Genomic DNA, 24,696 nt, shown 5'->3' on the forward strand with positions numbered 1-24,696 from the left:
ATGGCGCCCTTCCTGCTGCCGTTCGGCAACGACAAAATTCGCCCGGTCCCGCCGATCCCGGTCACGATCAGCCTGGACGGTGTTCCGGCCACCGGTGTCGTCGGGCAGAGCCTGGCCGGCGTCATCCTGGCCAGCGGAACCCTCGGCTTCCGCACCACATCCGCCGCGGGCAAGCCGCGCGGCGTCTTCTGCGGAATCGGTGTCTGCTTCGACTGCCTGGTCGAAGTGAACGGCCAGCGTGACGTGCGCGCCTGCCAGCGCCGGGCATCCGCCGGCGATGTCGTCATCAGCCAGCACGATGAGCTRCCGACTCCGGTGGTCGAGCTTGTCGAGACCCCGGGTCTCGACAAGCTCCAATTGGGCGGCCAGTTCTGGCGCCACCTGCCCGACTCCCGGCCCGCTGCCGCCGAACGCCTGCTGCACCACGGCTGGGACACCTTCCAGACGCTGCGCCACACGCTCGAGGGCGACGACGGATGCCGCATCATCCGTGGTGCACAGGTCTGGTCTCTCGAACTGCGCGAAAACGCGCCCGGAACCGTGCACGTCGTCGTCGGCGAACCCGATGGCGTCGGCCGTGACCGCATTCTGTTGCACCCCGACGCGATCGTGCTGGCCACCGGTGCGCACGACCGCACGCTGCCGTTTCCCGGCTGGGATCTCCCCGGTGTGTTCACCGGCGGCGCCGCCCAGGCGCTGGCCAAGGGGGAGCGCCTCGCCGTGGGCCGGCGCGTCGTCGTCGCCGGTGCCGGGCCGTTCCTGCTGCCCGTCGCCGCCTCACTGGCGGCCACCGGGTCGCGGGTGATCGGGGTCTTCGAGGCCAACCGCCTCCCGGCTCTGCTGCGCGGCTGGCTGCCCCGGTTCTGGCAACTGTTTCCGGCCGCGCACAAGGGGGCGGAACTTGCCGGCTATGCCGCCGGGCAGCTGCGTCACCGCATCCCCTACCGTCTGGGCCAGGCGGTCATCGCCGCACACGGAACCGACCGGGTCGAAGCGGTGACCATCGCCTCACTCGATGCCGATTGGGCGCCGATCAGCGGCACCGAGAAACGCATCCCGGTCGACGCGGTCTGTGTCAGCCACGGCTTCACCCCCCGACTCGAACTGGCCATCGCGGCCGGCTGCCAGCTCACCCCCGAACGATTCGTGCGGGTTGACAACGGTCAGCGCACGAGCGTTCCCGGGGTCTTCGCCGCGGGCGAGATCACCGGCATCGGCGGCGTCGACCTGGCGCTGGCCGAGGGCGAGATCGCCGGACACGTGGCCGCCGGCGGGGTGTCCCGGGCCGACGAATTGCGCTCAAGCCGACGCCGGCGCCGCATCTTCTGGGGCTTCGCCGCCCGGATCGAGGCCGCTCACGGCATCCGTGCGGGATGGCCGAAAATGCTCACCGACGACACCCTCGTCTGCCGGTGCGAAGAGGTCAGCTTCGGTTCGCTCTGCCGTTCCGTCGAGAACACTCACTCGCGCTCGCTGCGCGCGTTGAAGCTCAGCACGCGGGCGGGCCTCGGCATCTGCCAGGGCCGCGTCTGCGGGCCCACGGTCGAGACGTTGATCGCCGCTCAAATCGGCGGTCTCGGCGACGACGTGAGCACCGACCGCCGGCCGATCGCCGCCCCGATCCGGCTCGGAGAACTCGCCGCCGCGGTGACCCCGCCGCCCCACTCCACCCTGTGACCACCCGGCCACCCCTGAATTTCATCGACACGACCGATCCACGCATGCACCCTGAAAGGACCACCATGACAACGAAGAACTTCGACCTGGGCGGCGTCATTGTCGCCACCACCCTTGCGTTCAAGGAAGACGCATCGGCACCGGCCGGCCTCGCAGTCGACTACGACAAGTTCGCCGCGCACTGCGACTGGCTGATCAGCAACGGATGCCGCGGCGTCGGCCCGAACGGATCGCTCGGCGAGTACTCCTCGCTCACCGACGAGGAGCGCCGCAAGGTCGTTCAGGTTGCCGTCGAGGCCGTCGGCGGGCGCGGACTCGTCGTCGCGGGCGTGCACGGCGTGGGCTGGCACCAGGCCAAGAAGTGGGCGGAGTACGCCAAGGAAGACGGCGCCGACGGCGTGCTGTTGCTGCCGCCGACCCTCTACCGGGCTAACGAGGCCGAGGTCATCGAGCACTACCAGCGCGTGGCCGAGGTCGGCCTGCCGATCATGGCCTACAACAACCCGTACGACACCAAGGTCGACCTGACCCCGAGCCTGGTCGCCAAGCTGGCCCAGATTCCCGAGGTCGTCGCGGTGAAGGAGTTCTCCGCCGACATCCGCCGGGTGCTCGAGATCAAGGAACGCTGCGACATCGACGTCATCGCCGGCGCCGACGACCTGCTGTTCGAATCGCTTGTCGCCGGGGCGACGGGCTGGTTTGCGGGCTACCCGAACGCGTTCCCGCGTGAGGCCGTCGAGATCTACACGCTGGTCAAGGACGGCAGAATCGCGGAGGCGCTCGAGCTCTACACGCAGCTGGTCGCCGTGTTCCGCTGGGACTCCAAGACCGAGTTCGTGCAGGCCATCAAGCTTTCGATCGACATGGCCGGTGGCAGCTACGGCGGACCGACCCGTCCGCCGCGCGGACCGCTCAGCCCCGAGCACGAGGCCGGGGTGCGCGCCGACACACAGAAGGCTCTCGACTACCTCGCGACGCGCGCAGCTCGCGCCGCCGCGTAGCCGACGAGCGCGCCTGACCGCGCCTGACCGGTTGCGCGGTCGCGCCGGTTTCGGCGCCGCGCGGGTCGAACGCCGCTGCGCGGGTCGGATGCGACCCGCGCAGCGGCGTTCAACCCGCGTCGCTCGACAAGCCCCACTTTCGACGAGAGGATTTCCCCATGCGATCCAAGCGGATGTTCACCGCGGTTGACTCCCACACCGAGGGGATGCCCACCCGGGTCATCACCGGCGGTGTCGGCGTGATTCCGGGGGCGACGATGAACGACAAGCGACTTCATTTCATGGAGCAGATGGACGACATCCGTCTCTTCCTGATGAACGAGCCACGGGGACATGCGGCGATGAGCGGCGCCATCCTGCAGCCGTCGACCCGGCCGGATGCCGACTGGGGGGTCATCTACATCGAGGTGTCCGGATGCCTGCCGATGTGCGGCCACGGCACCATCGGTGTGGCGACGGTGCTGGTCGAGACCGGCATGGTCGAGGTCGTCGAGCCGGTCACCACCATCCGGCTGGACACCCCGGCCGGCCTCGTCATCGCCCGGGTCGCGGTCAGCGACGGGCATGCCGACTCGGTCACTCTCGAGAACGTGCCGTCGTACAGCGTGCGCCTCGACGACATCGTCGATGTGCCCGGCTACGGCCCGATCGAATACAGCCTCGCCTTCGGCGGAAACTTCTACGCCATGGTCGACCTCGATGCGGTGAACCTGCCCTTCGACCGCGCCAATCAGCAGGAGATCCTGACGGCCGGTCTCGCCATCATGGGGGCGATCAACGCCACCAATCCGCCGAAGCATCCCGAAATCGAAGGGCTCGACCACTGCCATCACGTCGAGTTCATCGCGCCGGGCTCGACCGCCGAATACTCCCGGCACGCCATGGCGATCTACCCGGGCTGGTTCGACCGCTCGCCCTGTGGCACCGGCACCTCGGCGCGCATGGCCGAACTCTGGGCACGCGGCGAACTCGCCCTCGACACGGATTTCGTCAACGAATCGTTCATCGGCTCGAAATTCACCGGTCGCCTGATTCGCGAGACGACGATCGCCGGCATCCCGGCCGTCATCCCCACCATCACCGGGCGGGCCTGGGTCACCGGGATCGGGCAGTATGTGCTCGACCCGGCTGACCCGTTCCCGACCGGATTTCAATTTTGACCGGATTCACCCTGACCGGATTTCACCCTGAGGAGTGCACAGCGATGACCACCGCAACGACAGCCACGACCACCACGGCCACCAGCCCCGACCAGCTCGACGCGATTGCGCAGCGTGCGGCCGACATCGCCCCCGTCTGGGCTGCCACCGCTCCCCGCGAGCGGGCACGTGCCCTGGTCGCGGCAGCGGATGCCTTGGGCGCGGCCAGCGCGGAGTTGGTCGCGATCGCCATGGCGGAGACCGGCCTGACGGAGGCGCGTCTCACCGGTGAAGTGACCCGCACGGCCGTGCAGTTGCGCCTGTTCGCTGAAACCGTCGTCGACGGTTCCTACCTCGATGTGCGCATTGACGAGGTGGACTCGGCCTTCGCGCTCGGCGTGCGACCGGATCTCCGCCGCTACCGTATTCCGGTCGGTCCGGTGCTGAACTTCGCGGCGAGCAACTTTCCGTTCGCGTTCTCCGTGGCCGGCGGCGACACCGCCGCAGCCCTCGCGGCCGGGTGCCCGGTGATCGTGAAGGCGCACTCCGGGCATCCGTTGCTCTCGGTGCGCACCGCGGAGATCGTGGCCGGCGCCCTCGAATCGGCGGGTGCGCCCGCCGGCATCCTCCAGCTGATCAGCGGCCAGGCCGCGGGCGTCGCAATGCTGAACGACCCGCGCATCGCAGCCGGCAGCTTCACCGGCTCGATCCGGGCCGGTCGCATCCTGGCCGACGTCGCCGCCGCGCGCCCGGCACCGATCCCGTTCTACGGCGAGCTCGGCAGCGTCAACCCCGTCTTCGTTACCCGGGCCGCCCTTGACGAGCGGTCCGACGCGATCGCCGACGGCTATCTGACCAGCGTGGCCGGTTCTGCCGGTCAGCTCTGCACCAAGCCCGGGTTTCTCTTCGTGCCGACCGGTCACGCGCTGGGGGACCGCCTCACCGCCCAAGCCGCGGCAATCGGCGAACACCGGCTGCTGAACCCGGGCATCGCCGCCGGGTATCGCGACCGCCGCGACGCCGTGCTCGCCGCACCGGGCGTCACCCCGATCGTCGAAGGCTCACTGCGTTTCGACGAGCACGGCCAGGGTTGGGCGACGCCGACGATTGTCACGGTCTCCCTCGACGGCCTGCAGCTGCAGCGGGAGGCGCTGCTCGATGAGTCATTCGGGCCGCTGTCGGTCGTCGTCGAATACGACGACGAGAGCACGCTGGCCGCGCACTGTGACGACCTCTTCGAGGGCAATCTGACCGGAACCGTGCACGCGGGCGCCGGTGAAGACAGCGCTGCGCTCCGTGCGGTGATCGACTGGATCTCAGGGCATGCCGGACGGGTGCTGTTCGGCGGCTGGCCGACCGGCGTCGCGGTGACGCCGGCGCAGCAGCACGGCGGACCGTGGCCGGCGACGAGCAACGACAGCAGCACGTCGGTGGGCAGCGCCGCGATCGGACGCTTCCTGCGCCCGGTCGCCTACCAGAGCGTGCCGCACGCGCTCTTGCCGGTGCCGCTGCGCGACGACAACCCGTGGAACGTTCCGCAGCGTCGCACCGCGGCGGGCGAGTCGCAGTCGTGGGGGGAATCCGCGCGCTGACGAAATCGCGCTGACTAAATCGCGCTGACTAAATCGCGCTGACTAAATCGCGCTGACGAAATGCGTGCGGGCTCGCCGACATCCTGTTCGCCGAGCCCTGTTCGCCGGGCCCCATTCCCCGAGTTTGAGGGTTGCGGTCGAGTTTGTCCGGCAGAACAGGCAAGGTCGACCGCACGGCTCAAGCTCGACGGGAAGAGCCGACCACGACTATGCTCCCCTGCACAGAGAGTCTCCGCTGCCGAGGAATGGGTTACTCATGAACGCGCTGCTCATCATCATCGTCGTTGTCGCCGTCATTTTGTTGTTCACCGGCGGGCTCGTGAATTCACTGCAGTTCCTGCTCTGGGTAGGCTTCGTGCTCATCCTCATTGCGTTGGTGATGTTCATCGTGCGTGCCTTTTCAGGGCGCAAGGGCGCCTGAGCCGGACCAGCCGGACCGCGCTTGGATCAACTCCGATCCATCTGTCGCCGCGTGCAAGGCCGTGCTGACTGAGCTCGGCCGGTAGTGCTTCGCCGAGCCTCAACCAGGCCCGCAGCATCATGTTCGACAACGAAATCTCGCGACGTTTCTCTGCGGCGTCGCGGGGGTCGCGGAGCGGTTTCGGAGGGCTTCCAGCGGCCGTTCCGGTTTGACTTCGGCCCTCACCCCACCGATAGGCTCGAAAGGTTGGAGAAATTCTCTCCACCACGAGAAGGGATAAAAATGAACCTGTTGGCTCTCATTATCATCATCGTCGCCATCCTTCTGGCCATCACCGGGGGGCTCGTACAGTCCCTGCAATTTCTGCTTTGGGTCGGGATCGCGCTTGCGATCGTTGCAGTCATCATGTTCCTGCTCCGGTCAATCTCCGGGCGCAAGAGCTAACGTTCAGCCCAGATCGACGGGTTGGAGGGTCGGCCGCTTCGGCGGCCGGCCATCGCCCGACGAACGCCCGGACAAACGACGACCAATCCACGGCAAGACATACTCCCGGTAGTACGCGGCTGTTCCTTGCGCGCGTACCTCTTCACTTGTCAGCGCAACGTCAGTCCACTCGGCTGGGACCGGCACCTCGAGAGCGCGCAGAACGTTGCCCGCGACCCGCGTGTGACCCAGCGCGTTCATGTGCAGTTTGTCGACCGACCAGTACTTCTTCTGCTCAAGTTCGGTGTCTGCCCAGTTGTCGACGAGCGTGACCCCCGGCCGCACGAACGCGGCGCGCGCGGCATCCGCCAGCCGATCGCCCCGCTTCTGCATGAGCGAACCGAGCGGCAGATGCCGTGACGGGTTCGCGCCGCTCAGCATGACCACCCGAGCTCCGGTGGCCTGGGCGCTCTCGACGACCTGCTCGAGCAGATCGATGACGTAGGAGATCTCAACCTTGGGCCGCATGATGTCATTGCCGCCGCCGACGATCGTCAACAGGTCAGGTTTCAGCGCGAGGGCAGGCTGCAACTGCTCGGCAACGATCGGGCCGAGCAGCTTGCCGCGAATGGCAAAGTTCGCGTACCCCACCGGTTCGGGAGTGGCCGCGGCCAGCCCGAGCGCGACGAGGTCGGCCCATCCACGCGGCTGGCCGTCGGCGCGTTCATCACCGAGTCCCTCGGTGAAGCTGTCTCCCATTGCCACGTAGCGCAGATACATGAAATCTCCCGGTGCGATTCGTCGCCGAGGCGACCTCTCTCGCACCGGCTGGGAGAGCCTACTCCGCCGGCCTGAGGGTGTGCGTGTTGTTACTCGGCTGAGTCGGCTGATTCGGCTGCGTCAGTCGACTCCGCTGCATCGACGGCCGGAGCGGCGTCGCGTGACGGAATCGTCTCGCCCGCCGCCACGAGGCGTGCGGTGAGCGTCTCGCGAGCGGCACGTGCGGTGCGGCGCACCTCTTTGTCGGGGTCGCGCAAACGCTCGGCGATGGTGTCGAGGTGCTCGACGGTTCCTTGCGCGGCGAGAGCGGTGAGCGCTGCGGAACGCACGCGCGGAACCTCATCAGTCGTCAGACGCACCAGCTTCGGGGCGACCTGCAACTCGCGCAGCATGACAACACGGGCGCACATTTCACGGATGCGCCAGGCCTGGTTGGTCAGGCCGACGACCACGTAGGGCGCTGCCGAGTCGTTCCAGACATAGAGGAGCGTGCGCGCGCCCCAGAGCTCAGGCCAGTACAGGGCCGGAGCGCCTTCGAGGATGCCGAGAGCGTGGCGACCACCGGCGTAGAGCAGGAAATCTTTGCCCGCGTTCTTGGCGCGCAACAGCGTGACAGCGTTCGCACTCACGACGTCTTCGCCGTAGTGGGCGACGGCCGCCTGAATGCGCTCAGCGGTCGGAAGGTCGAGGGGGATATCGGGGTGCGTTTCAAGTTTGTTTGCCATGGCGGGTTCAGTTTATCTGCCGCACCTGGTCAACCGCCGGAAACGCGGTTTGTCACGTGTGACGTCACAATGCGAAACGGCGATTTGGCGGATGCCGCGGCGGCTGGCCACACTGGAGCAGACAGCTGTAATGTATGCCGCTCTATTGAACTCCGGGTGATTCTCTCAGTGATTTCCGTACGACACGTCTCGAAGACCTTTGGGTCGGGCGGATCCACCACTTTTGCATTGAACGATGTCAGCCTCGAGGTCGCGCCCGGCGAGATTTACGGAGTCATCGGCCAGAGCGGCGCCGGCAAGAGCACCCTGATTCGGGCGATCAACCTGCTTGAGCGCCCCGACTCCGGCACCGTCTCGGTCGACGGCGACGAACTGACCGCCCTGAACCCCGCCGGCCTTCGTGCGGCTCGCCGCAAGATCGGCATGGTCTTTCAGCACTTCAACCTGCTCGCCGGGCGCACCGTGCTGGGCAACGTCGAGCTCGGCCTCGAGATCATCGGCGTCGACGGGGCCGAGCGGCGTCGACGCTCGCTCGAAATCCTCGACCTCGTCGGCCTGGTCAACAAGCGCGACTCCTACCCGGCCGAGCTGTCGGGTGGCCAGAAGCAGCGCGTCGGCATCGCCCGCGCCCTCGCCGGCAACCCCAAGGTGCTGCTTTCCGATGAGGCGACATCCGCTCTTGACCCCGAAACCACCCGCTCGATTCTCGATCTGATCAAGACGATCAACGTTGAGCTGGGTCTCACCGTGCTGTTGATCACGCATGAGATGGATGTCGTCAAGCGGGTCTGCGACTCGGCCGCGCTGATCGAGGGCGGTCGCATCGTCGAGTCCGGGCCGATCGTGTCGTTGATCTCGACACCGGGGTCCCGGCTGGCGCACGACCTGTTCCCGCTCGGCGCGCTGCCGCCCCGCGACGGAAACACCATTGTCGAGATCACCTTCAGCGGCGGCACCGCCGACCGCCCGGTCATCTCGCAGCTGGCCCGCGCCTACGGACTCGACATCAGCATCCTGGGCGCCGCGATCGAGACGATCGGCGGCAGCCAGGCCGGGCGCACCCGGCTGCAGCTTCCGGGCAGCGTTGCCGCGAATGCCGCGCCGATCAAGGAGCTGCGCGACCAAGGCCTGCTCGTCGAGATCGTTGGAGATGCGTCATGATCGACCCCACTGACCCCGGCTTCTGGCCCGGCCTCTTCGAGGTGCTGCTGGTCGGCACCGGGCAGACCCTCTATATGGTGGGTGTCTCGCTGCTGCTGACCGTGATCATCGGGCTGCCGCTCGGCGTCATCCTGGTCGGCACCGAAGCCGGCGGCCTGTTCGAGAAGCCGTTCGGTTCGCGTGCGCTCGGCCGGGTCGTCAACCGGGTGCTCGAGTTTCTGGTGAACCTCGGCCGCTCCGTGCCGTTCATCATCTTGATGGTCGCCTTGATCCCGTTCACCCGCGCCGTGGTCGGCACCTTCATCGGGCCGACGGCCGCAATTGTTCCGCTGACCATCGTCGCGGTGCCGTTCTTCGCCCGGATGGTCGAAATCGCGATCAAGGAGGTCGACACCGGCCTCGTTGAAGCGGCCGAGTCGCTCGGCGCCACCCGTTGGCAGATCGTCTCGAAGGTGCTCGTACCGGAGGCCATCTCGCCGATGATCCTGGGGCTGTCGACGACCGTCACGTCGATCATCAACTTCTCGGCGATGGTCGGCACGGTGGCCGGCGGCGGGCTCGGCGACGTCGCGGTGCGCTACGGATACCAGCGCTACAGCACGATCCACATGGTGGCCGTGATCATTGTGATCTTCGTGATCGTGATGATTCTGCAGGCCATTGCCACCCGGCTCGCACGCCGGTTCTCGCACCGCTCGCGCCCCTCAGCCGGCCGCGGGGCGCTGGCGGATGTCCGGTCGGAACCAGCCGTCACCCTCGCTGCGTAGCGCAGCCCGTCTCACCCACTTCGTATCCCTGCTGTTCTGGCGGGCCAACCGGTCACGCTGACGTTTCTGTCGAAAGAGTTCACTGATGAAGTTCACCGCACGCACTACCCGCAGCACCCGCATCCTCGGTGCGGCCGTGGCCGTCACCGCTCTGCTCGGTCTGTCCGCCTGCGCCGCACCGGCCGAGAAGCCGGCTGCAACGGGGGCCGCTGCCTCGGGCGATCTCGGCACGATCACCGTCGGCGCGCTGGCCACGCCGGCCGGCGACATCCTGAAATTCGTGCAGGACAATCTCGCCGCCGACGCCGGCCTGACGATCAAGTTTCAGGAATTCACCGACTACAACACCCCGAACGTCGCGCTGACCGACGGCGACGTTGACGCGAACCTGTTCCAGAACGCCACCTTCCTGGCGAACTTCAACGAGCAGACCGGCGGCGAGCTGACCAGCCTCGGCAGCATCTACCTGCCGAGCGCTGCGTTCTACAGCGACAAGGTGACCTCGCTCGACGGCCTCAAGAAGGGCGCGAAGATCGCGATCCCGAACGACCCGACGAACGAGGGTCGCGCGCTCAAGATCCTCGCGGCCGAGGGCTTGATCGAGACCACCGACGAGCCGTCCACCGTCGCCGATGTGACCAAGAACCCGAAGGACTTCCAGTTCGTCGAGATCGAGAACGCCACTCTGCCGCAGGCGGTTCCGGATGTCGACGCCGCGTTCGTGACGATCTCGTTCGCCCTCCCGGCCGGCCTCACCGCCAAGCAGGCGATCCTGATCGAGGGCGCCGACAGCCCCTACTCCAACGTGCTCGCCACCACCCCGGAACTTGAGAATGACCCGCGTGTGCAGAAGCTCAAGGAGCTGCTGCTCGACCCCGCGACGCAGAAGTTCATGAAGGACACCTGGGACGGCCTGGTCATTCCGACCGCGTAGTTTCCCTTCTTCCTGAAATGCGGATGCCCGACCAGAGTGTGGTCGGGCATCCGTCGTTTCCGGGGGTTGGCGGTGAGCCGGTGCGTCAGGCGTCGGTGAGCGTGCGTTCGAAGCCAGTGGCGGTTTCCCCGATGGTGCTGGTGGCCGGTGCCTAGCTGTTCGTCAGCGTGCGTTCGAAGCCCGTTGCGGTCGCATAGTGGCCGTAGGCGTCGATCTGCACGAAACCGAGGCTCGGGTAGAGGGCCAGCGCTTCGGGTTGGGCATCGCCGGTCTCGAGGCGCATGCGCAGGTAACCCATCTCGCGGGCGATCGACTCCAGCTCGGCGAGCACCGCTTTCGCGTGCCCCTGGCGGCGGTAGCCGGCGTGGGTCCACATGCGCTTGACCTCGCAGGTCTCGGCGTCGTAACGACGGAGGCCGCCCCCGGCGACGGTCACGTCGCCATCCATCAGAACCAGAAAAGTGCCCATCGGCGGGTCGAACTCGACGGCCGGCACGTCGTCGGCGGCGTCGCCGGGGCCGTAGCGCACCTCATACTCGTGGCGAAGACCGGACAGAAGCTGCTCGGCCCGCGGGTCGAGGAGGCGTACACGTGCGAATTCCATTGATCTATTCTTCCTGATCGAAACGGGAGGCCGTTCCTCCGTGAGGGGTCGCATATCGACCTTCGTTGACCGTGCGAAGGTCGATATGCGACCCCTCACGGTCAGGAACACTGCCCCGTAGACTGGGCGGGTGTCAGTAAACCCCGAACTTCAGGGCCGGGTCTTCCCGCCCGCACCGCCCTACCTGGTCGGCCGCGAGAAAGTGCGCGAGTTCTCGCGTGCCGTCTTCGCGACCAACCCGATCAACCACGATCCTGAGGCCGCGCGTGCCGCGGGCCACTCCGACGTCGTCGCGCCGCCGACCTTCGCCGTGGTGGTGCAGGAGCTCACGCTCGCGCAGCTGCTCGCCGAGCCCGACGCCGGGATCGACTTCAGCCGGGTCGTGCACGGCAACCAGCAGTTCACCTACAGCCGCCCCATCGTGGCCGGCGACCTGCTGACCGCCACCCTCACCGTGGCCAGCGTCAAGACGCTCGGCGGCCACTCGATGGTCACCGCCGAATCGGCGATCACCGACGCGGATGGCGCCCACGTCGTCACCGCGACATCCACCCTTGTCGTCAGGGGAGACGAATGAACGCCGCACCAGCCCTCGACACTCTGACCGTTGGCGACGTGGTTGCCGGCGCGAGCTACACCCTGACCCGAGATTCCCTCGTGCGCTACGCCGGGGCATCCGGTGACTTCAACCCGATCCACTACCGCGACGACGTGGCGCAGTCGGTCGGCCTGCCCGGCGTTCTTGCCCACGGCATGCTCACAATGGGCCTGGCTGTGCAGCCGGTCGTCGACTGGGCCGGCGACCCGGCCCGCGTGATCGACTACCAGGTGCGGTTCACCCGCCCGGTTCCGGTCGACGCGACCGACGGTGCGCTGGTCACCGTTGTCGCCAAGGTCGGCGCTATCGACCCGGATGCCGCCGTGGCCCGCATCGATCTCACCGTCAGCTTCAACGAGCAGACGGTTCTCGGCAAGGCGCAGGCCCGCGTCAGCCTGGCGTAACCCGGTGGACTTGATGACTCCCGACTCCGCTCTGTCGCGCTTCGCGACGACCCCGATTGCACTTCGCGACCTGACCACTCTGCGGGTCGGCGGGGTTCCGCTCGCCATGGTTGCCCCGGCGACCGAAGAGGATCTCGTCACCGCCGCCCGGGAGATCTGGGCAGAGGGCGATGAATGGATGCTGCTGGCGGGCGGGTCGAACACCGTCGCAGCAGATGAGGGTTTCGAGGGCACGGTCATCCGTATCCTGACCCGGGGCATCGAAGTCATTCCAGAAACGGAATATAGCGGGAGCGTGCTCGGCGGGACTGTTGACCTCTCCCACGGCGAAGCAGGCGAGGTGGGCGACGCGCCCAGCGAGACCGACAGCGCGACCGGCAGCGATGCAGCCCGCGTGCGACTGCGCGTGCAGGCCGGCGAATCCTGGGACGAACTCGTCGCCTACACCGTCGCTCAGGGCTGGGCCGGAATCGAAGCGCTCTCCGGAATCCCCGGTTCGGTCGGTGCCGCCCCCGTGCAGAACATCGGCGCGTACGGCCAAGAGGTCGCATCGTGCCTCGTCGCGGTCGACTTTCTCGACTTCGACAGCGGTGACGTGCAGCGGATCGAAGTGGCAGATCTGAAACTCGACTACCGCACCTCGGCCTTCAAACAGGGCCGAGCCGGCATTGTGCTCGCCGTCGAGCTGGAGTTTCACGACACGCGCGCCGAAGCAGCGGTGCTCGGCAGCCACCTCGGACGCCCGATCGCCTACGCGCAGCTCGCCGGTGCACTCGGCGTGCAGCAGGGCGACCGCGTCGCGCTCAATATCGTGCGGTCGACGGTCATCGCGTTGCGGGCCTCGAAGGGCATGGTTCTCGATGCCGGCGACCCTGACACGGCCAGCGCCGGTTCATTCTTCACCAACCCGATTGTCACCGAGAGCTTTGCCCGGGAGCTTCCCGACGATGCGCCCCGCTGGTCGCAGCAGAGCGTGATTCCCGACCGAGTCATTCCGCTCGAGGAATATGCCGGAGTCGGCCCGGTTCCGGGCGTCGAGGCGGTGCGGCTGACGAAGCTCAGCGCGGCCTGGCTGATCGAACAGGCCGGCATCGCCAAGGGGTTCCGCCTGCCGGGGTCCCGGGCCGCAATCTCCAGCAAACACACCCTCGCCCTGACGAACACGGGCGGGGCGACGGCCGATGAGATCGCGCAGCTGGCGCGCTTCGTGCAGGGCAGGGTCGCGGCGGAATTCGGTGTGATTCTGCAGCCGGAGCCGGTGCTGATCGGGGTTTCGCTCTAGCGCGAGGTTCCTGCGTGTGGGCGTGCGCTCCGGCATCTGCTCGTGATTGTCGAGATTCGCGCATGCGCCCAGATCGTCGCCTCGCGGAGAGCAATGGCGACGATGTGGGCGCACGCGCGCTTCAACCAGGCCGGGGCTGGCTAGCCGGCCCGACGCGACGCCGCGGCGATACCGGCGGCGACCAGCGCGACTCCGATCGCGATGACCGCGCCGAGTAGGAGCAGGATCGGGTCGGGGGCCACGGGCAGCACCGTCACGGCCACCATGAAGCCGGCGAAGACGAGGAGCAGCACGCCCCAGAGAATCGTTGCGAACCGCGGCCGGTTGCGTCGAGGGGCGGATGCCGAGCTCGGCGCACTGGGGGCGGGCTGTGCCGTCGGGGCCCAGGCATCCGTGTTCAGCGGAACCGTCGGCTGTTGCGAGGTGTCGGGGTACGCGCCAGTGGGGAAGGCGCTGGTCGCGTTCGGATCGGCGTCGGCGGCGGGGGGAGGGGTGCTGGCCGGTGTCGGTGCCGAAGCCGATGCCGAAGCCGATTCGACGGTCGGCGGCGCAGCTTCGGGCACAGAACTTTCGGGCGACGCGCTGGAGTCGGCTGGCGTTGAGACCTCAGACCCAAGGCGCGCCTGCTCGGTCGTTGTCGGGTCGGACTCAGGCGTCGAATCGGGAAGGGGAGCGGTGGGCAAGTCGGACATGAGAGCTCCTAGTGGGCGTCGACGACGGTGACCTGGCCGATGAAGGTCCAGACACGGATGTGGGCAACGGCCAGCGTTTCGGAACCGTTGAATGTGCGTGAGTCGTGCAGGAGGATGCCGCCGCGTTCGGTGTTCGACTGGTTGCTGCTCGACGCGTCAGAGTAGTCGAGCCCGCCGATGAACGAGTTGACCTCGACGTTCACCGGGCGGTCATTCGGAAGCACCAGTTCGGTTTGACCGAAGCCGAGCCAGACATCGATCGTGCGGTCGTCGGCGGCCCGGGCGTTGTCGAGCGCAGTGAGATCGACCGTCGCCACACCGGCGCCGAGGGCGTAGCCGGGAACCGCGTTGACCGGCGACGCGCTGACCGACCAGGTCGGTGCGCCGACCACGGCAAACTGCGTGCCCTGCGGTAGTACACCGAGCAGGAGCAGCCCTGTCGCGGCGAGAAACGCGAAACCGCCCATGGCGCCGCTGGTGCGTCCGCGAATTCCGGCGATGACGATGCCGAGGGCAAGAACGCCGAGGGTGAAGGCGAGGCCGACGAGCAGTGCGGCGTCCGACCAGACGCCCCCGTCGAACGCGATCGAGTAGAGAACGGATGCTGCGGCGCCAATGGTCAGACCGAGGCCGAGCATGATCGCGGTGAAGCCGGCACCGGGGTGGCGGTTCGTGTGGGTGTGGTGAGAAGTCTGGCCGTGATGGGCGGAAGCAGCCCGGTCCGTCTTCGAGCCCAGGGTTCCGTACGTCTGATCGACGACGGCATCCCACGCGCTACGGGTCGGGGGCGTGGCCGCCGTCGCGGCTCCGACGAAGGCAGCAGTCGAAGCAACGGAGGGTGCTCCGTCAGCCGACCCGGGCCCGGTGGCCGCGGTATCCGCTGTCACCGGGGCCTCCATTGTGCTGGTCGGTGTGCTCACGAAGCTCGACGACGTGCCCTGCGGGGGCGCCGTGGAGGGTCCGGTTGAGGCAGGCGTCGGCGCCGTGAACGAGGCCGATGCTGCCGCGGGCGAGTACCCAGAAGCAGGTGGCCCAGACGGCGCGGAGGGCGGCGAGCGAAACGCGCTGTCCGGCGCCGGAACCCGGCGCAGCAAGTAGACGACAAGCCAGATGATGCCGATGATGACCGCGATCGTCCAGCCGACGGTGAGTGTGGTGGACAGCCAGTTCGGCATGCCCCAGGCGAGCGGCGGGCCTTCCCACCAGAGTCCGCGACTGAACGGAATGATTGTGAACAGAATGAGCGCCCCGATGGCGATCATCGCCGGTTCGAAGACACCGCGGAATGCCTGCTCGGCATGAATGCGACCCGACTGGTTGGGGAGCAGAGCCCAACCGATCGCATACGCGAGCAGCACCGGTGCACCGAGAATCGCGAGCACGATGGCGATGCCGCGCACGATCAGCGGGTCGAGACCGGTGCGGTGGGCGATGCCGCCGCAGACGCCGGCGAACCAGCGGTCGTGTCCGCGGTCGATACCGGTGGCGCGCACCCAGTCGAAGAAACGGGTGACGTTCGGTGAGGGTGAGGTCCCCTGGGTGTGCGGTGCTTCGTTCATGCTTCGAGTCTGGCGGGGCTGCGGGGGCGCTGCCATGGGGGTTTACCCTGATTCGACCCTGACTTCGCAGCCCAGGGGCTTCTCGGGGTTCCCCAACGTGCTTTGATCGTGAGTGTGAATACACCGCGGATGATCAGGCCCAGGCTGCGCCTGATCGGTGGCGTCTGTGCGGGTTTTGCCGAGCACACCGGGCTGCCCATCAGTGCCGTGCGCACAGCCGCCGTGATTCTCGCCTTCTGCGGCGGGGCGGGCGTGCTGCTCTACGCCTGGCTCTGGGTGACCACGCCCACTGCCTCGGCGGTATCGGGCGCCCTGCCGAAAGCCAGTCTGGCTCGCCCGGCCGCGACGCAGACGGCGGCAGTGGATGCCGCGGCGCCCGACCCCCGGTCGGCCCCGGTCACCGAGATTCTGCTCGGCATCGCGCTGCTCGCCGCGGGTGTGGCGCTCGTGGCCAGTCGCCTGGGTGCCGACATCCCACTGGCGGTCGTGATTCCGGCGATCGTCGTGCTCGCGGGTGTCGCGCTCGCGTGGCGCCAGTTCGCCGATATCCGAAGCGGCGCGGCCCAGCGGTCCTCGGCGTTGATGGTGCGCACGCTCGGCGCTCTCGTGCTCGTGGCCGTCGGCATCCTGCTGTTCTTCGTCACCGGTGAGAGTCCCAACATTTGGACCGTCGTCGTGGCCGCCGTTTCGGTGCTGCTCGGGGTCGGAGTGGTCATCGCGCCCTGGTTGATCCGGCTGTCGGATGATCTCGCCGAGGAGCGGGCGGCCCGCGTGCGTGAGGCAGAACGGGCGGAGATCGCCGCGCACCTGCACGACTCGGTGCTGCAGACCCTCGCGCTGATTCAGCAGAAGGCGGGCCCGCACAGCGACGCGGCCCGGCTGGCGCGTGCGCAGGAACGGGAGCTGCGCGAGTGGCTGTTCACCGGATCCGACACCACGACCGTCGATCTCGCCACCGAACTGCGACGCATCGCCGGCGTGATCGAAGAGGACTTCCCGGTGCGCTTCGAGGTGGTCACGGCCGGAACGAGCCCCGACGATGTTCCCGACGCGCTGGTCGCCGCTGCCCGCGAGGCCATGCTGAACGCGGCCCGGCACGCCGGCGGATCGGTTTCGGTCTACCTCGAGACCGGCCAGACGGGCCTCGAGCTGAGCATCACCGACCGGGGCCCCGGTTTCAGTATTGACGACATCCCCGACGACCGGCTTGGCGTCAAGGAGTCGATTCTCGGGCGGATGCGCCGGGTCGGGGGCAGCGCCACGGTGCGCCGCGGTCCGGGTGGCGCCGGCACGGAGATCCTGCTGGTCTTGCCGACGGTGACGGCCGCGGGGGCTCCGCCGGTCGGGTCCTCTCCGGGCGAGGCTCAGGTCGAGTCCCCGGTGGTCGAGTCCCCGGTGGTCGAGCCTGTCGAGACCTCCGGCGGCCGCCCTCCGACCGCGTCGACCGGACCCGCCCCGTTGGTTGAGGAGCGAGCGCCAGCGAGCGTCTCGAAACCTCGCGAGCCAGCGAAATCCACCACGTCCCCCTCACGAACGGACACCCCGTGACCGACCCCGCCTCCGCTGCGCCCGCCGCATCCGCCGCCCTCCCCGTCGTGATCGTCGACGACCACTCGATCTTCCGCTCCGGACTGCGAGCCGACCTCGACGCGGGCATTCAGGTGCTCGGCGAGGCGGCGACGGTCGATGAGGCGATCGCCCTCGTCGTCGCCCTGCAGCCGCGGGTCGTACTGCTCGATGTGCACCTGCCCGGCGGCCGCGGCGGCGGCGGCGCCGAAGTGATTCGAGACGCCGCGAGCCGCGCCCCGCAGACCCTCTTTCTGGCGCTCAGCGTGTCGGATGCCGCCGATGATGTGGTCAGCGTGATCCGAGCCGGAGCACGCGGGTACATCACCAAGAGCGCGTCGGGGGCCGAAGTGTCGGATGCCGCCCGCCGCGTCTCAGAGGGCGACGCCGTGTTCTCGCCCAAGCTCGCCGGATTCGTGCTCGACGCCTTCGGAGCCGTCGCCGGCGAGGTGGCCGAACGCCTCGACGAGCTCGACCGGCTCTCCGCCCGCGAGCAGGAGGTCATGCGCTTGATCGCCCGCGGCTACACCTACAAAGAAGTGGCCGGCACGCTCTTCATCTCGACGAAGACCGTCGAAACCCATGTCTCGGCGGTGCTCCGCAAGCTGCAGCTCTCGTCGCGGCACGAGCTCACCGCGTGGGCCCTGGAGCGCAAGCTCCTCTGACCGTGAGGTGCCACCTTGTGTTAGCTAAACGCGCGCCGAACCAGCGAAAGTTGGCCCCTCACGGGCGTGCCACGCGACGCGAGGCGGGGTGCAGCGCAACGAGGTGGAGGGCGACGGCATCGTCGTCGCTCGCGCCGATGACCGCGGATGCCGCGGCTCGCACCGTCTCATTGGCCAGCGCCGTCGCGTAGCTGGCGTCCGCCACCGCGAACATGGGCAGATCGTTGTTGTTGTCGCCGAAACAGACGAGGCGCTCGGCACCGGCGTAGCGCTGCAGCGCGACCGCGGCGACGGCCTTGTTCGCCTCGGCCGCGCTGATCTCGAGCCAGTACTCATCGGGATAGTAGTTGTCGCGCTGAACGACGAGGTTGGCGAGACCGGCAAGTTGTGCGGCCAGCACATCAGCGGCGCCGGTGATCGCCTCCCGCCCACCGATGATGGTCAGGTAGAAGACGCCGTCGTGGGGGAGACCCTCCCACGAATCGACAGGCCGCATCCGTCGGTCGCCGCGCCGTGTCGCCGTGTAATTTCGGGTGCCGGGGCTCTCGTCGGCCTGGTTCCAGCTCACCCAGTCACGCCCGTCGCGAAACTCGTAGACGATCGGCGGCAGGTCTCTCGCCCGGCACTCGGCGAGCACCAGCGACACCACCGCCGAATCCAAGCCGTACCGGGTCAGCACCTCTCCGGTCGTCCCGTCGACGATGAGCGCGCCACCATAGACGGCCACCGGCATCCGCACCTGAAGGCCGGCCAGCACGACGCTCGCCGACGCGAACGAGCGCGCCGTGGCGTAACTGAACAGCAGGCCGTCGTCAGCGATCAGGCGGTTGATTGTGGTGCGAGTAAGTGTGCTGAGCGTTCCGTTCGAGGCGAGAAGCGTGCCGTCGAGGTCGCTGAGAAAGAGCGTTGTCTCTGTCATGCCGTGGTCTCCGAATGAGGCGCCATCGCCGGCGCGGTCGTGGGGTGGACGATCGCCGCGGCCGGCAGCAGCGTTGCCCGCCGCAGCCAGGCGACCCCGGCAATGAGCAGACCGATGAGCACGGCCCCGAGCAGGGCCGGCGCCGCATCGAACTTCGAATAGAGGGGGCCCGCGATCCCCTGGCCGAGGCCGAGACCGAGCGTGACCGCGGTGACGACCCAGGCGAAGGCCTCACCGGATGCCGCCGCCGGGGCCACCCGATCGACCAAGAGAGAGTGCACCGTGGCCTGGGGCGTGATCAGCGTGCCGGCGACCATCAGGGCAATGACGAAGCCGACAAAGCTGTGCGGAAGCGCCATCAGCCCGATCAACACCGCGAAGGCGGCGAGAAGGAACGGCGTGCGCCGGTGCAGCGCTTGTGGCCACGGCCGGATGCCGTAGAGGAGTCCGAACACCACCGAGGTGAGCGACCACGCGCCGATGAGCGCGCCGCCGAGCGCGAGATGGCCGGCATCCACCGCCACCGCCGGGGCCACCACCTCGACGGTTCCGAGGAGTATTCCGAAACCGACGGCGATGAGAACCAGGGTGTGCATCCCGGGGTTCCGCAGGAGTTCGCGCGAGAGCCGTTTGCTCTCGAGCCGCTCCAGCCGTCGTGCCTCGCCGCGTGACTCGCTCCTGCCGGCCTGCCCGACGAGGGGCGTCGCGAGAAAAGCCAGTGACCCGCCGATGAGCAGCACAACCGTGACGAGCAGTCCGGTTCCCGCCCAGGGCAGCGCGGCCAGGATTCCGGCCAGCGCCGGTCCCAGGATGAAAAAAACCTCGAGGCTGATCGCCTCATAGGTGAGCGCGGCCTCCAGCACCCTGCCGCTCGGCACCTCCTTCACCCAGACCGCTCGGGAAGCGGGTGACACGGAGGGCTGCGTCAGCCCGAAGAGAAAAGCGGAGGCCGCGAGCACGGCAACGGGAGCGTGTGTCTCGACGGCCCAGAAATTCGCCGTTGCCACGAGGGTGAACACGACGAGCACGGGGGCCAGCGCGCGTCGCATCCCGAATGTGTCGATCAGGCGACCCTGTAGAACGGTTCCGCAGGCGACCCCGAGAAGCACGCTGCCGCTGACCAGCCCGGAGTCCGCAAAAGTTCCGGTCATCCGTTGCACGTAGAGCAGGAATGCGATGCTGGCCATCGCGATCGGTAGGCGCGCGACCGCCGAGGTCACCATGAAGAGTGGCACCCCCGGCAGCCGCAGCATCGCGGCATAGTGGATGCGCCGGGTTCCGTGCGTCTCGCTCATTGCATCCTCTCGTGTCGCTCGGTCTCGCTCGGTGTCGCTCGTCTCGCTCGTGTCGCCGGTGTCGCTCGCGACGACAAGGCCGGATGTGACCGGCCGGGCTAGGCGATGACGGTGCAGCGCGTCGGCCCGAACCAGACCACGTCTTCGCGCTTGACCCCGTAGAGGTGGTTGCCGATGAACGGCTCGACGGCCCAGGCCCCTGTCATCACGGTCTCGTTCCATGCGTCGATGTAGCCCTCGTCGTAAGACGAGTTCTGCACGAGCGAGTGGCCGATGTTCGAGAGCCGGTCGAGCAGCACGAATTCGGTCTTGTCGAGCTCCTCCTTGAAGACGCCGAACCAGTCGCAGGCGCGCATCCCCGGCTTGGCCGCCGCGAGCACGGTGGCATGGATGCGCTCGATCGTCGCCAGCGCCTGCGCCTGGGCGATGCTGTCGCCAACCTGGAAAGAGCGCGTGCAGTCACCCCACCAGCCGTCGGGGGTCACCGGGTGAACGTCGACCATGCCGAGATCGAGATTCCAGAGCACCCGCTCGCTCGGCACATCCGTCGGAAAGCAGCTCAGGGTTCCGATGCCGAAGCCCACCGTCGTCGGGGTCCACACGCCGGTGCCGCCGGCTGCCACGACCTGGGCGTCGATGCGGTCGCGCACCTCCCGCTCCGTCTCGCCGGGCCGGGCCTCGGCACAGGCGGCCTCGGCGATGCGAATCGCGAGGCGCTGCGCCTCGACCAGGCCGGCGGGCGGTTCGTCGCTCACGATCGCGTTGCTCGGGGCCACGTCGCTCGGGGCCACCGCGTTCAGAGTCGCGTTACTGAGGGTCACATCATTCATCGCTTCGTCTTCCTCTGCTTCTACTACTACGTCTACTTCGCGGCGTTGCCGGACGCGGCAAGCCAGTCGGTCAGTTGCGGCCAGAGCGCGGCGAAGCCGTCCCAGGCAAGAAACTCGCTCGGCAACCAATGCGGACCCATGTCGCTCGCAAACGCGGCAACCCGGCCGGTGCCCACCTCGTCGACGACGAGCATCGGGCGATCGTTGGTCGTCGCCAGTACCTGCGCGCCGGGCTTGGCGACGAGGCGGTGGAACCCGAGCAGGTGCGGCCACTCCGCATCCATGCCGCGGGTGACTTCGTGCTCGGCGGTCAAGACGGTCACGGCGCCCTCCGGGCACTCCTCGCGGTCGTCGCCGATCTCCATTTCGACCGGCAGCACCGCGGCCAGCGCCGTGCCCCGGTAGTTGGCCTTGGCCTCGATGCCCTGAAAGCTCAGATAGCCGCCGACCATGAGCAGCGCCCCGCCGCCCCGCACCCAGTCAGCGAGAACCTGCAGCCGGTTGGGCATCCGTTGACTCTTCTGAAAAACGGATGCGGGCAGCAACAGGGTGTTCGAGCCGATGTCGCTGAGCACGACGACGTCGAACTCGTCGAGTTCGGCAGCGGTGGTCGGAAAACGGTCAGCGGCCACATGGTTGGGCTGAAAGACGACCTCGTGCCCGGCCGCCTCGAGGGCCGCGATGAAGTAACCGGCGCCCTCCTCGTAGTGAGTGGTGGTGAAGGTGTCAAAGCCCTTCGAGTGGATGGATGTCGTTGACCACGACTCTCCGGCCAGCAGGATGCGGCTCATACTGAAGCTCCTTGGATCTCACGGGCGAAACGCCCTACTCGTTCGACGAATTCGTCGAGAAAAACCCGGGGATGGGTGGCTGTGGCGATGTCGACGTTGTGCTCCCGGCCCCAGTGGCCGCGGAAATCGGCGACCGTCGTGCCCCGCGTCAGCGATCCGGCCAGTTCAACGTCGACGGTGGCCGAGCGATATTCGGCCAACTCCGGCCGGATGGCGAGGGCCGCGGCGAACGGGTCGTGCATGTGGGCGCTGTAGCCGTCGCCGTTGACCTGCTGATTCTCAACGTAGAAGCGCACAGCATCGGAGAGGTGCCGCACGATGTCATTCGACGCGGTCGAGCGCGTGCCGCGCGGTTGCTCGGGAAGAAGCAGCTCGGCCGGGCTGCTCTCGGCGATCTCGGCGATCCGCGTGACATCTTCCGGCAGCAGGTCGATCTGCTCGGTGATGTCGAGGCCACAGACGATCGGGCGGCGTTCCGGGGGAAGCACCGAGAACGCGTCGAAGACGATCTTGGCCGCGTCCGGGTCGACGGCGATGTTCCACTCGCTCGTCGGGGTGGTGTTGCCGATGTAGTTGAATGAGCCGCCCATGATGACGAGGCGCTTGAGCAGCAGGGGCAGCTCCGGCTCGATGCGCAGCGCGAGGGCGAGGTTGGTGAGCGGGCCGGTGACGAGACCAATGACCTCGCCCGGTCGGCTGCGCGCGATGTCCGCCCACACTTCGGTGGCGTGACGGGTCGACAACGGCGTGGTCGGCTCCGGCAATTCGGCGTAGCCCATGCCCTGCGGGCCGTGGGTGACCTCCGAGGTTTCGAGCGGCTGCAGGAGCGGTACCTCAGACCCGAGCGCGACCTCGATGTGGCTCGCCCCGCAGAGCTCGAGCAGGGCCAGATTGTTGCGCGCCACGTGATGCGCGGGCACGTTGCCGGCCGTGCAGGTGATGGCGAGGATCTCGGCTTCCGGGCTCGCCAGCAGGTAGAACAGGGCGAGCGCGTCGTCGACGCCGGTGTCGACATCCATGATGATGGCTTGTTTCACGAGAGAGTCATCCCTTTCGAATCGGTGCTGAAAGAATCGGTGCTGAAAAGCGGGCTAGGCCGCGAGGGTGGAGCGCAACAGGTCGAAGAACTTCGCCGAATCGGCGCCGAGCGCGACGGAGGCGTTGGGCGCCGTGCCGCCGATGCCGGTGAGGTCGATCAGGGTGCGGCCGTAGGTGTGAAAACCGACGGTGTCGACCCCGACGTGCAGCCGGGCGGTCTCGATGACCGAGGGGTCGAGCAGGTACGCGATGCAGAGCGCATCATGTACCGCGGCGCTCCCGAGAGCCTTGTCGCTGTTTCCCCGGATGTAGTAGTCGAGGATCTGGGCTGTTGCCGTCGCTCCCGGCGTGCCGAGCGCCTCGAGCTCCCGGCATTGCGCCGCAGAAACGCGCGCTTTGCGGGTGGCGTCGAGGGTCACGAGCGTCAATCGGTCGAATCCGGCGTTCATCACCACGTGCGCGGCCACCGGGTCCTCGAAGATGTTGAACTCCGCCTGCGAGGTCTCGTTGCCGTGTGACGCGCTGCCGCCCATGATCACGATCTCGTCGACGGCATCCACGATCTCCGGCGCAAGCGTGACAGCAGCTGCGATGTTGGTGAGCGGGCCGACCGGCACGAGAGTGATCTTCTCTGTGGCGTTGCGCAGCGTCTCAACCAGCCATTCGACGGCTGTGTGCGGCTGAACTCCGACCGGTGACGGTAGAAGTTCGAGCTCCTCCTGGTGCACCGGAGTCGCCGAGCTGACGAAGTCGGCCGGAGTGGGAAACGGATGCGGCGCGAACGGGGAAGCGAGCCCGCGGAACACCGGCACATCGCTCCGGCCGATGTGGTGCAGCACCCGCAGCGTGTTCTCGGTGGTGTTCGCGACCGGCAGGTTGCCGGCGACGGTGGTGCAGCCGAGCAGCGTGATCTCCGGGTGCAACCCGGCCATCATGATCGCTACAGCGTCGTCATTGCCGGTGTCGACATCCAGAATGATCCGTCTCACGCGGATGCCCCGCTGGCGACCGACGCCCCGCTGCGAACGGATGCATCGCTGTTCCCGGGTGCAGACAACGCACGGATCGCACCGACGAACTCGCGCACGTGCGCTTCGTCGACATCGCCGGTGTCCTGATAGGTGTCCTTGAGGTAGCTGCCCACGATGACGGCGTTGGCTTCCTCAAGCTGCTCGGCGCAATTCGCGACCGTGACGCCGGCCCCGACGACGAGCGGGTAGTCGGCGCCGACGATGCGGCGGAACTCGTTCGTCTTCGACAGCGGGGTCACTTTGCCCGTTCCTTCGCCCGTCACCACGATGGCGTCGGCGCGCGCCGCGCCGAGCAGCAAGTCTTCCTCGAGCGAACGGCCCGAGAGTACGGGCTGGTATTTGAAGCGCACGCCGCCGAGCACGAAGGCGTCAGAGGCGGCACGTTCCTCGGCCAGGCGTGCGGCGAACTCGGCGTCCTCCGCCAGCTCGAGGTGGCCGGCTACCGAGTCGAGCTGGAGGAACCGTGCTCCATACTCGTTGGCCAACTCGAAGGCGCGCCAGTCGTCGTTCAGCACGTTGATGCCGAAGACGACCTCGGGTGCGCTCGAGCGCAGGTAGTCGCAGACGAGAACGACCTCGTCGACCGAGCCGTAGTAGTTCTCGACGATGACGGCGTCGACGCCGCCCGCCCAGAGGGTCTCGATCTCGCGCTTGGCGATCTCCAGTTTCGCCGCCGTGCCCTCGCCCTTGAGGTGGAGCATCGCGAAGACTGGGTTGAGCGAAGCGAAGGAAGCGAGAAGGTTGTTCGAGGTCATGTCAGTACCATTTCTTGCCCTCACGGGCAGCAGTAGAAAAGAAGAGA

27 protein-coding genes are annotated in these 24,696 nt (G+C 67.7%); 15 read left to right on the forward strand and 12 right to left on the reverse strand.

The genetic code is table 11. The annotated features are described in order from the left end of the window. From AC1DCF_RS06905 to AC1DCF_RS06930, 6 genes are all read left to right on the forward strand, one after another. Positions 1-1,677: a 2Fe-2S iron-sulfur cluster-binding protein gene (locus AC1DCF_RS06905; protein WP_477210375.1), complete on the forward strand. Its 1,677-nt coding sequence runs from the start codon at positions 1-3 to the stop codon at positions 1,675-1,677. Positions 1,678-1,742: 65 nt separating this feature from the next. Beyond that, positions 1,743-2,678, forward strand: a complete 936-nt coding sequence (locus AC1DCF_RS06910) for a dihydrodipicolinate synthase family protein (protein WP_441789601.1) — start codon at positions 1,743-1,745, stop codon at positions 2,676-2,678. 158 nt (positions 2,679-2,836) lie between these two features. After that, positions 2,837-3,838, forward strand: a complete 1,002-nt coding sequence (locus tag AC1DCF_RS06915) for a proline racemase family protein (protein ID WP_477210376.1) — start codon at positions 2,837-2,839, stop codon at positions 3,836-3,838. Positions 3,839-3,882: 44 nt separating this feature from the next. After that, the gene (locus AC1DCF_RS06920; RefSeq protein WP_477210377.1) at positions 3,883-5,409 is read left to right on the forward strand and encodes an aldehyde dehydrogenase (NADP(+)); all 1,527 of its coding nucleotides are present in this window, start codon (positions 3,883-3,885) and stop codon (positions 5,407-5,409) included. Positions 5,410-5,665: 256 nt separating this feature from the next. Further along, the gene (locus AC1DCF_RS06925; RefSeq protein ID WP_477210378.1) at positions 5,666-5,830 is read left to right on the forward strand and encodes a hypothetical protein; all 165 of its coding nucleotides are present in this window, start codon (positions 5,666-5,668) and stop codon (positions 5,828-5,830) included. Positions 5,831-6,121: 291 nt separating this feature from the next. Next, entirely contained in the window at positions 6,122-6,274 is a 153-nt protein-coding gene (locus AC1DCF_RS06930; RefSeq protein WP_477210559.1) for a hypothetical protein, read from the forward strand. Positions 6,275-6,277: 3 nt separating this feature from the next. Here AC1DCF_RS06930 and AC1DCF_RS06935 read toward each other — a convergent pair whose 3' ends face one another. Together AC1DCF_RS06935 and AC1DCF_RS06940 are read right to left on the reverse strand one after the other, a co-directional pair. Continuing rightward, on the reverse strand, positions 6,278-7,033 hold the full coding sequence (locus tag AC1DCF_RS06935) for an SGNH/GDSL hydrolase family protein (RefSeq protein WP_477210379.1): 756 nt from the start codon (positions 7,031-7,033) through the stop codon (positions 6,278-6,280). An 89-nt stretch (positions 7,034-7,122) separates the two neighbouring features. Further along, the gene (locus AC1DCF_RS06940) at positions 7,123-7,758 is read right to left on the reverse strand and encodes a HEAT repeat domain-containing protein (protein WP_477210380.1); all 636 of its coding nucleotides are present in this window, start codon (positions 7,756-7,758) and stop codon (positions 7,123-7,125) included. Between the two features lie 168 nt (positions 7,759-7,926). Here AC1DCF_RS06940 and AC1DCF_RS06945 point away from each other — a divergent pair, with 168 nt between their 5' ends. The 4 genes from AC1DCF_RS06945 to AC1DCF_RS06960 all read left to right on the forward strand — a co-directional run bounded on the left by AC1DCF_RS06945 (position 7,927) and on the right by AC1DCF_RS06960 (position 10,775). After that, a complete protein-coding gene (locus AC1DCF_RS06945) occupies positions 7,927-8,919 on the forward strand; it encodes a methionine ABC transporter ATP-binding protein (protein WP_477210381.1) in 993 nt (330 codons plus the stop codon). Next, a complete protein-coding gene (locus AC1DCF_RS06950) occupies positions 8,916-9,686 on the forward strand; it encodes a methionine ABC transporter permease (RefSeq protein ID WP_477210382.1) in 771 nt (256 codons plus the stop codon). Before AC1DCF_RS06945 ends, AC1DCF_RS06950 begins: the two co-directional genes overlap by 4 nt. Before the next feature lie 85 nt (positions 9,687-9,771). Further along, positions 9,772-10,620 carry a MetQ/NlpA family ABC transporter substrate-binding protein gene (locus AC1DCF_RS06955; RefSeq protein ID WP_477210383.1) on the forward strand — a complete coding sequence of 283 codons (849 nt, stop codon included), beginning with the start codon at positions 9,772-9,774 and terminating at the stop codon, positions 10,618-10,620. A 23-nt stretch (positions 10,621-10,643) separates the two neighbouring features. Beyond that, complete coding sequence (locus tag AC1DCF_RS06960; RefSeq protein ID WP_477210384.1) at positions 10,644-10,775, forward strand: hypothetical protein; 132 nt, start codon at positions 10,644-10,646, stop codon at positions 10,773-10,775. Here AC1DCF_RS06960 and AC1DCF_RS06965 read toward each other — a convergent pair. Next, positions 10,772-11,224 carry a GNAT family N-acetyltransferase gene (locus AC1DCF_RS06965; RefSeq protein WP_477210385.1) on the reverse strand — a complete coding sequence of 151 codons (453 nt, stop codon included), beginning with the start codon at positions 11,222-11,224 and terminating at the stop codon, positions 10,772-10,774. The two genes, AC1DCF_RS06960 and AC1DCF_RS06965, sit on opposite strands and share 4 nt — an antisense overlap. 130 nt (positions 11,225-11,354) lie before the next feature. On the opposite strand from AC1DCF_RS06965, the gene AC1DCF_RS06970 reads away from it, so the two are divergent. The 3 genes from AC1DCF_RS06970 to AC1DCF_RS06980 are packed head-to-tail and all read left to right on the forward strand — an operon-like array spanning position 11,355 to position 13,508. Continuing rightward, a complete protein-coding gene (locus AC1DCF_RS06970; protein ID WP_441789611.1) occupies positions 11,355-11,801 on the forward strand; it encodes an FAS1-like dehydratase domain-containing protein in 447 nt (148 codons plus the stop codon). Next, entirely contained in the window at positions 11,798-12,226 is a 429-nt protein-coding gene (locus AC1DCF_RS06975; protein ID WP_477210386.1) for a MaoC family dehydratase, read from the forward strand. Before AC1DCF_RS06970 ends, AC1DCF_RS06975 begins: the two co-directional genes overlap by 4 nt. Before the next feature lie 13 nt (positions 12,227-12,239). Beyond that, positions 12,240-13,508 carry a UDP-N-acetylmuramate dehydrogenase gene (locus tag AC1DCF_RS06980; protein WP_477210387.1) on the forward strand — a complete coding sequence of 423 codons (1,269 nt, stop codon included), beginning with the start codon at positions 12,240-12,242 and terminating at the stop codon, positions 13,506-13,508. A 140-nt stretch (positions 13,509-13,648) separates the two neighbouring features. Here AC1DCF_RS06980 and AC1DCF_RS06985 read toward each other — a convergent pair whose 3' ends face one another. Next, positions 13,649-14,200, reverse strand: coding sequence for a hypothetical protein (locus AC1DCF_RS06985; protein WP_477210388.1), 552 nt, complete (start codon positions 14,198-14,200; stop codon positions 13,649-13,651). A gap of 8 nt (positions 14,201-14,208) precedes the next feature. Beyond that, a complete protein-coding gene (locus AC1DCF_RS06990) occupies positions 14,209-15,759 on the reverse strand; it encodes a PspC domain-containing protein (RefSeq protein WP_477210389.1) in 1,551 nt (516 codons plus the stop codon). 129 nt (positions 15,760-15,888) lie between these two features. Between AC1DCF_RS06990 and AC1DCF_RS06995 the strand changes: the two genes are divergently transcribed. Both AC1DCF_RS06995 and AC1DCF_RS07000 read left to right on the forward strand, forming a co-directional pair. After that, positions 15,889-17,307: an ATP-binding protein gene (locus tag AC1DCF_RS06995; protein ID WP_477210390.1), complete on the forward strand. Its 1,419-nt coding sequence runs from the start codon at positions 15,889-15,891 to the stop codon at positions 17,305-17,307. Then, positions 17,304-17,990 carry a LuxR C-terminal-related transcriptional regulator gene (locus tag AC1DCF_RS07000; protein ID WP_477210391.1) on the forward strand — a complete coding sequence of 229 codons (687 nt, stop codon included), beginning with the start codon at positions 17,304-17,306 and terminating at the stop codon, positions 17,988-17,990. The genes AC1DCF_RS06995 and AC1DCF_RS07000 overlap by 4 nt, the downstream gene beginning before the upstream one ends. Positions 17,991-18,048: 58 nt before the next feature. Here the strand turns inward: AC1DCF_RS07000 and AC1DCF_RS07005 are convergent, their stop codons facing one another. The 7 genes from AC1DCF_RS07005 to AC1DCF_RS07035 all read right to left on the reverse strand — a co-directional run bounded on the left by AC1DCF_RS07005 (position 18,049) and on the right by AC1DCF_RS07035 (position 24,649). Beyond that, on the reverse strand, positions 18,049-18,909 hold the full coding sequence (locus tag AC1DCF_RS07005; RefSeq protein WP_477210392.1) for an HAD-IIB family hydrolase: 861 nt from the start codon (positions 18,907-18,909) through the stop codon (positions 18,049-18,051). Then, positions 18,906-20,204: an MFS transporter gene (locus tag AC1DCF_RS07010; RefSeq protein WP_477210393.1), complete on the reverse strand. Its 1,299-nt coding sequence runs from the start codon at positions 20,202-20,204 to the stop codon at positions 18,906-18,908. The genes AC1DCF_RS07005 and AC1DCF_RS07010 overlap by 4 nt, the downstream gene beginning before the upstream one ends. A 98-nt stretch (positions 20,205-20,302) precedes the next feature. Continuing rightward, positions 20,303-21,034, reverse strand: a complete 732-nt coding sequence (locus AC1DCF_RS07015; RefSeq protein ID WP_477210394.1) for a M24 family metallopeptidase — start codon at positions 21,032-21,034, stop codon at positions 20,303-20,305. Positions 21,035-21,066: 32 nt separating this feature from the next. After that, positions 21,067-21,825, reverse strand: coding sequence for a glutamine amidotransferase (locus AC1DCF_RS07020; protein ID WP_477210395.1), 759 nt, complete (start codon positions 21,823-21,825; stop codon positions 21,067-21,069). Beyond that, positions 21,822-22,862, reverse strand: a complete 1,041-nt coding sequence (locus AC1DCF_RS07025) for a nucleoside hydrolase (RefSeq protein ID WP_477210396.1) — start codon at positions 22,860-22,862, stop codon at positions 21,822-21,824. Before AC1DCF_RS07025 ends, AC1DCF_RS07020 begins: the two co-directional genes overlap by 4 nt. Before the next feature lie 54 nt (positions 22,863-22,916). Continuing rightward, positions 22,917-23,852 carry a nucleoside hydrolase gene (locus AC1DCF_RS07030; protein ID WP_477210397.1) on the reverse strand — a complete coding sequence of 312 codons (936 nt, stop codon included), beginning with the start codon at positions 23,850-23,852 and terminating at the stop codon, positions 22,917-22,919. Next, positions 23,849-24,649 (reverse strand): BtpA/SgcQ family protein, encoded by an 801-nt coding sequence (locus AC1DCF_RS07035; protein WP_477210398.1) that lies wholly within the window; start codon positions 24,647-24,649, stop codon positions 23,849-23,851. Before AC1DCF_RS07035 ends, AC1DCF_RS07030 begins: the two co-directional genes overlap by 4 nt. Positions 24,650-24,696: the final 47 nt, after the last annotated feature.

The organism is Leifsonia sp. 10L418 (assembly GCF_056395445.1).

What these genes read in the sequence shown, in the direction of transcription:
- AC1DCF_RS06910 (WP_441789601.1), top strand. Translation starts at nt 1,743, where the DNA reads ATGACAACGAAGAACTTCGACCTGGGCGGCGTCATTGTCGCCACCACC.
- AC1DCF_RS06915 (WP_477210376.1), top strand. Translation starts at nt 2,837, where the DNA reads ATGCGATCCAAGCGGATGTTCACCGCGGTTGACTCCCACACCGAGGGG.
- AC1DCF_RS06920 (WP_477210377.1), top strand. Translation starts at nt 3,883, where the DNA reads ATGACCACCGCAACGACAGCCACGACCACCACGGCCACCAGCCCCGAC.
- AC1DCF_RS06925 (WP_477210378.1), top strand. Translation starts at nt 5,666, where the DNA reads ATGAACGCGCTGCTCATCATCATCGTCGTTGTCGCCGTCATTTTGTTG.
- AC1DCF_RS06935 (WP_477210379.1), bottom strand. Translation starts at nt 7,033, where the DNA reads ATGTATCTGCGCTACGTGGCAATGGGAGACAGCTTCACCGAGGGACTC.
- AC1DCF_RS06940 (WP_477210380.1), bottom strand. Translation starts at nt 7,758, where the DNA reads ATGGCAAACAAACTTGAAACGCACCCCGATATCCCCCTCGACCTTCCG.
- AC1DCF_RS06950 (WP_477210382.1), top strand. Translation starts at nt 8,916, where the DNA reads ATGATCGACCCCACTGACCCCGGCTTCTGGCCCGGCCTCTTCGAGGTG.
- AC1DCF_RS06955 (WP_477210383.1), top strand. Translation starts at nt 9,772, where the DNA reads ATGAAGTTCACCGCACGCACTACCCGCAGCACCCGCATCCTCGGTGCG.
- AC1DCF_RS06960 (WP_477210384.1), top strand. Translation starts at nt 10,644, where the DNA reads ATGCCCGACCAGAGTGTGGTCGGGCATCCGTCGTTTCCGGGGGTTGGC.
- AC1DCF_RS06965 (WP_477210385.1), bottom strand. Translation starts at nt 11,224, where the DNA reads ATGGAATTCGCACGTGTACGCCTCCTCGACCCGCGGGCCGAGCAGCTT.
- AC1DCF_RS06975 (WP_477210386.1), top strand. Translation starts at nt 11,798, where the DNA reads ATGAACGCCGCACCAGCCCTCGACACTCTGACCGTTGGCGACGTGGTT.
- AC1DCF_RS06980 (WP_477210387.1), top strand. Translation starts at nt 12,240, where the DNA reads ATGACTCCCGACTCCGCTCTGTCGCGCTTCGCGACGACCCCGATTGCA.
- AC1DCF_RS06985 (WP_477210388.1), bottom strand. Translation starts at nt 14,200, where the DNA reads ATGTCCGACTTGCCCACCGCTCCCCTTCCCGATTCGACGCCTGAGTCC.
- AC1DCF_RS06990 (WP_477210389.1), bottom strand. Translation starts at nt 15,759, where the DNA reads ATGAACGAAGCACCGCACACCCAGGGGACCTCACCCTCACCGAACGTC.
- AC1DCF_RS06995 (WP_477210390.1), top strand. Translation starts at nt 15,889, where the DNA reads ATGATCAGGCCCAGGCTGCGCCTGATCGGTGGCGTCTGTGCGGGTTTT.
- AC1DCF_RS07005 (WP_477210392.1), bottom strand. Translation starts at nt 18,909, where the DNA reads ATGACAGAGACAACGCTCTTTCTCAGCGACCTCGACGGCACGCTTCTC.
- AC1DCF_RS07010 (WP_477210393.1), bottom strand. Translation starts at nt 20,204, where the DNA reads ATGAGCGAGACGCACGGAACCCGGCGCATCCACTATGCCGCGATGCTG.
- AC1DCF_RS07015 (WP_477210394.1), bottom strand. Translation starts at nt 21,034, where the DNA reads ATGAATGATGTGACCCTCAGTAACGCGACTCTGAACGCGGTGGCCCCG.
- AC1DCF_RS07020 (WP_477210395.1), bottom strand. Translation starts at nt 21,825, where the DNA reads ATGAGCCGCATCCTGCTGGCCGGAGAGTCGTGGTCAACGACATCCATC.
- AC1DCF_RS07035 (WP_477210398.1), bottom strand. Translation starts at nt 24,649, where the DNA reads ATGACCTCGAACAACCTTCTCGCTTCCTTCGCTTCGCTCAACCCAGTC.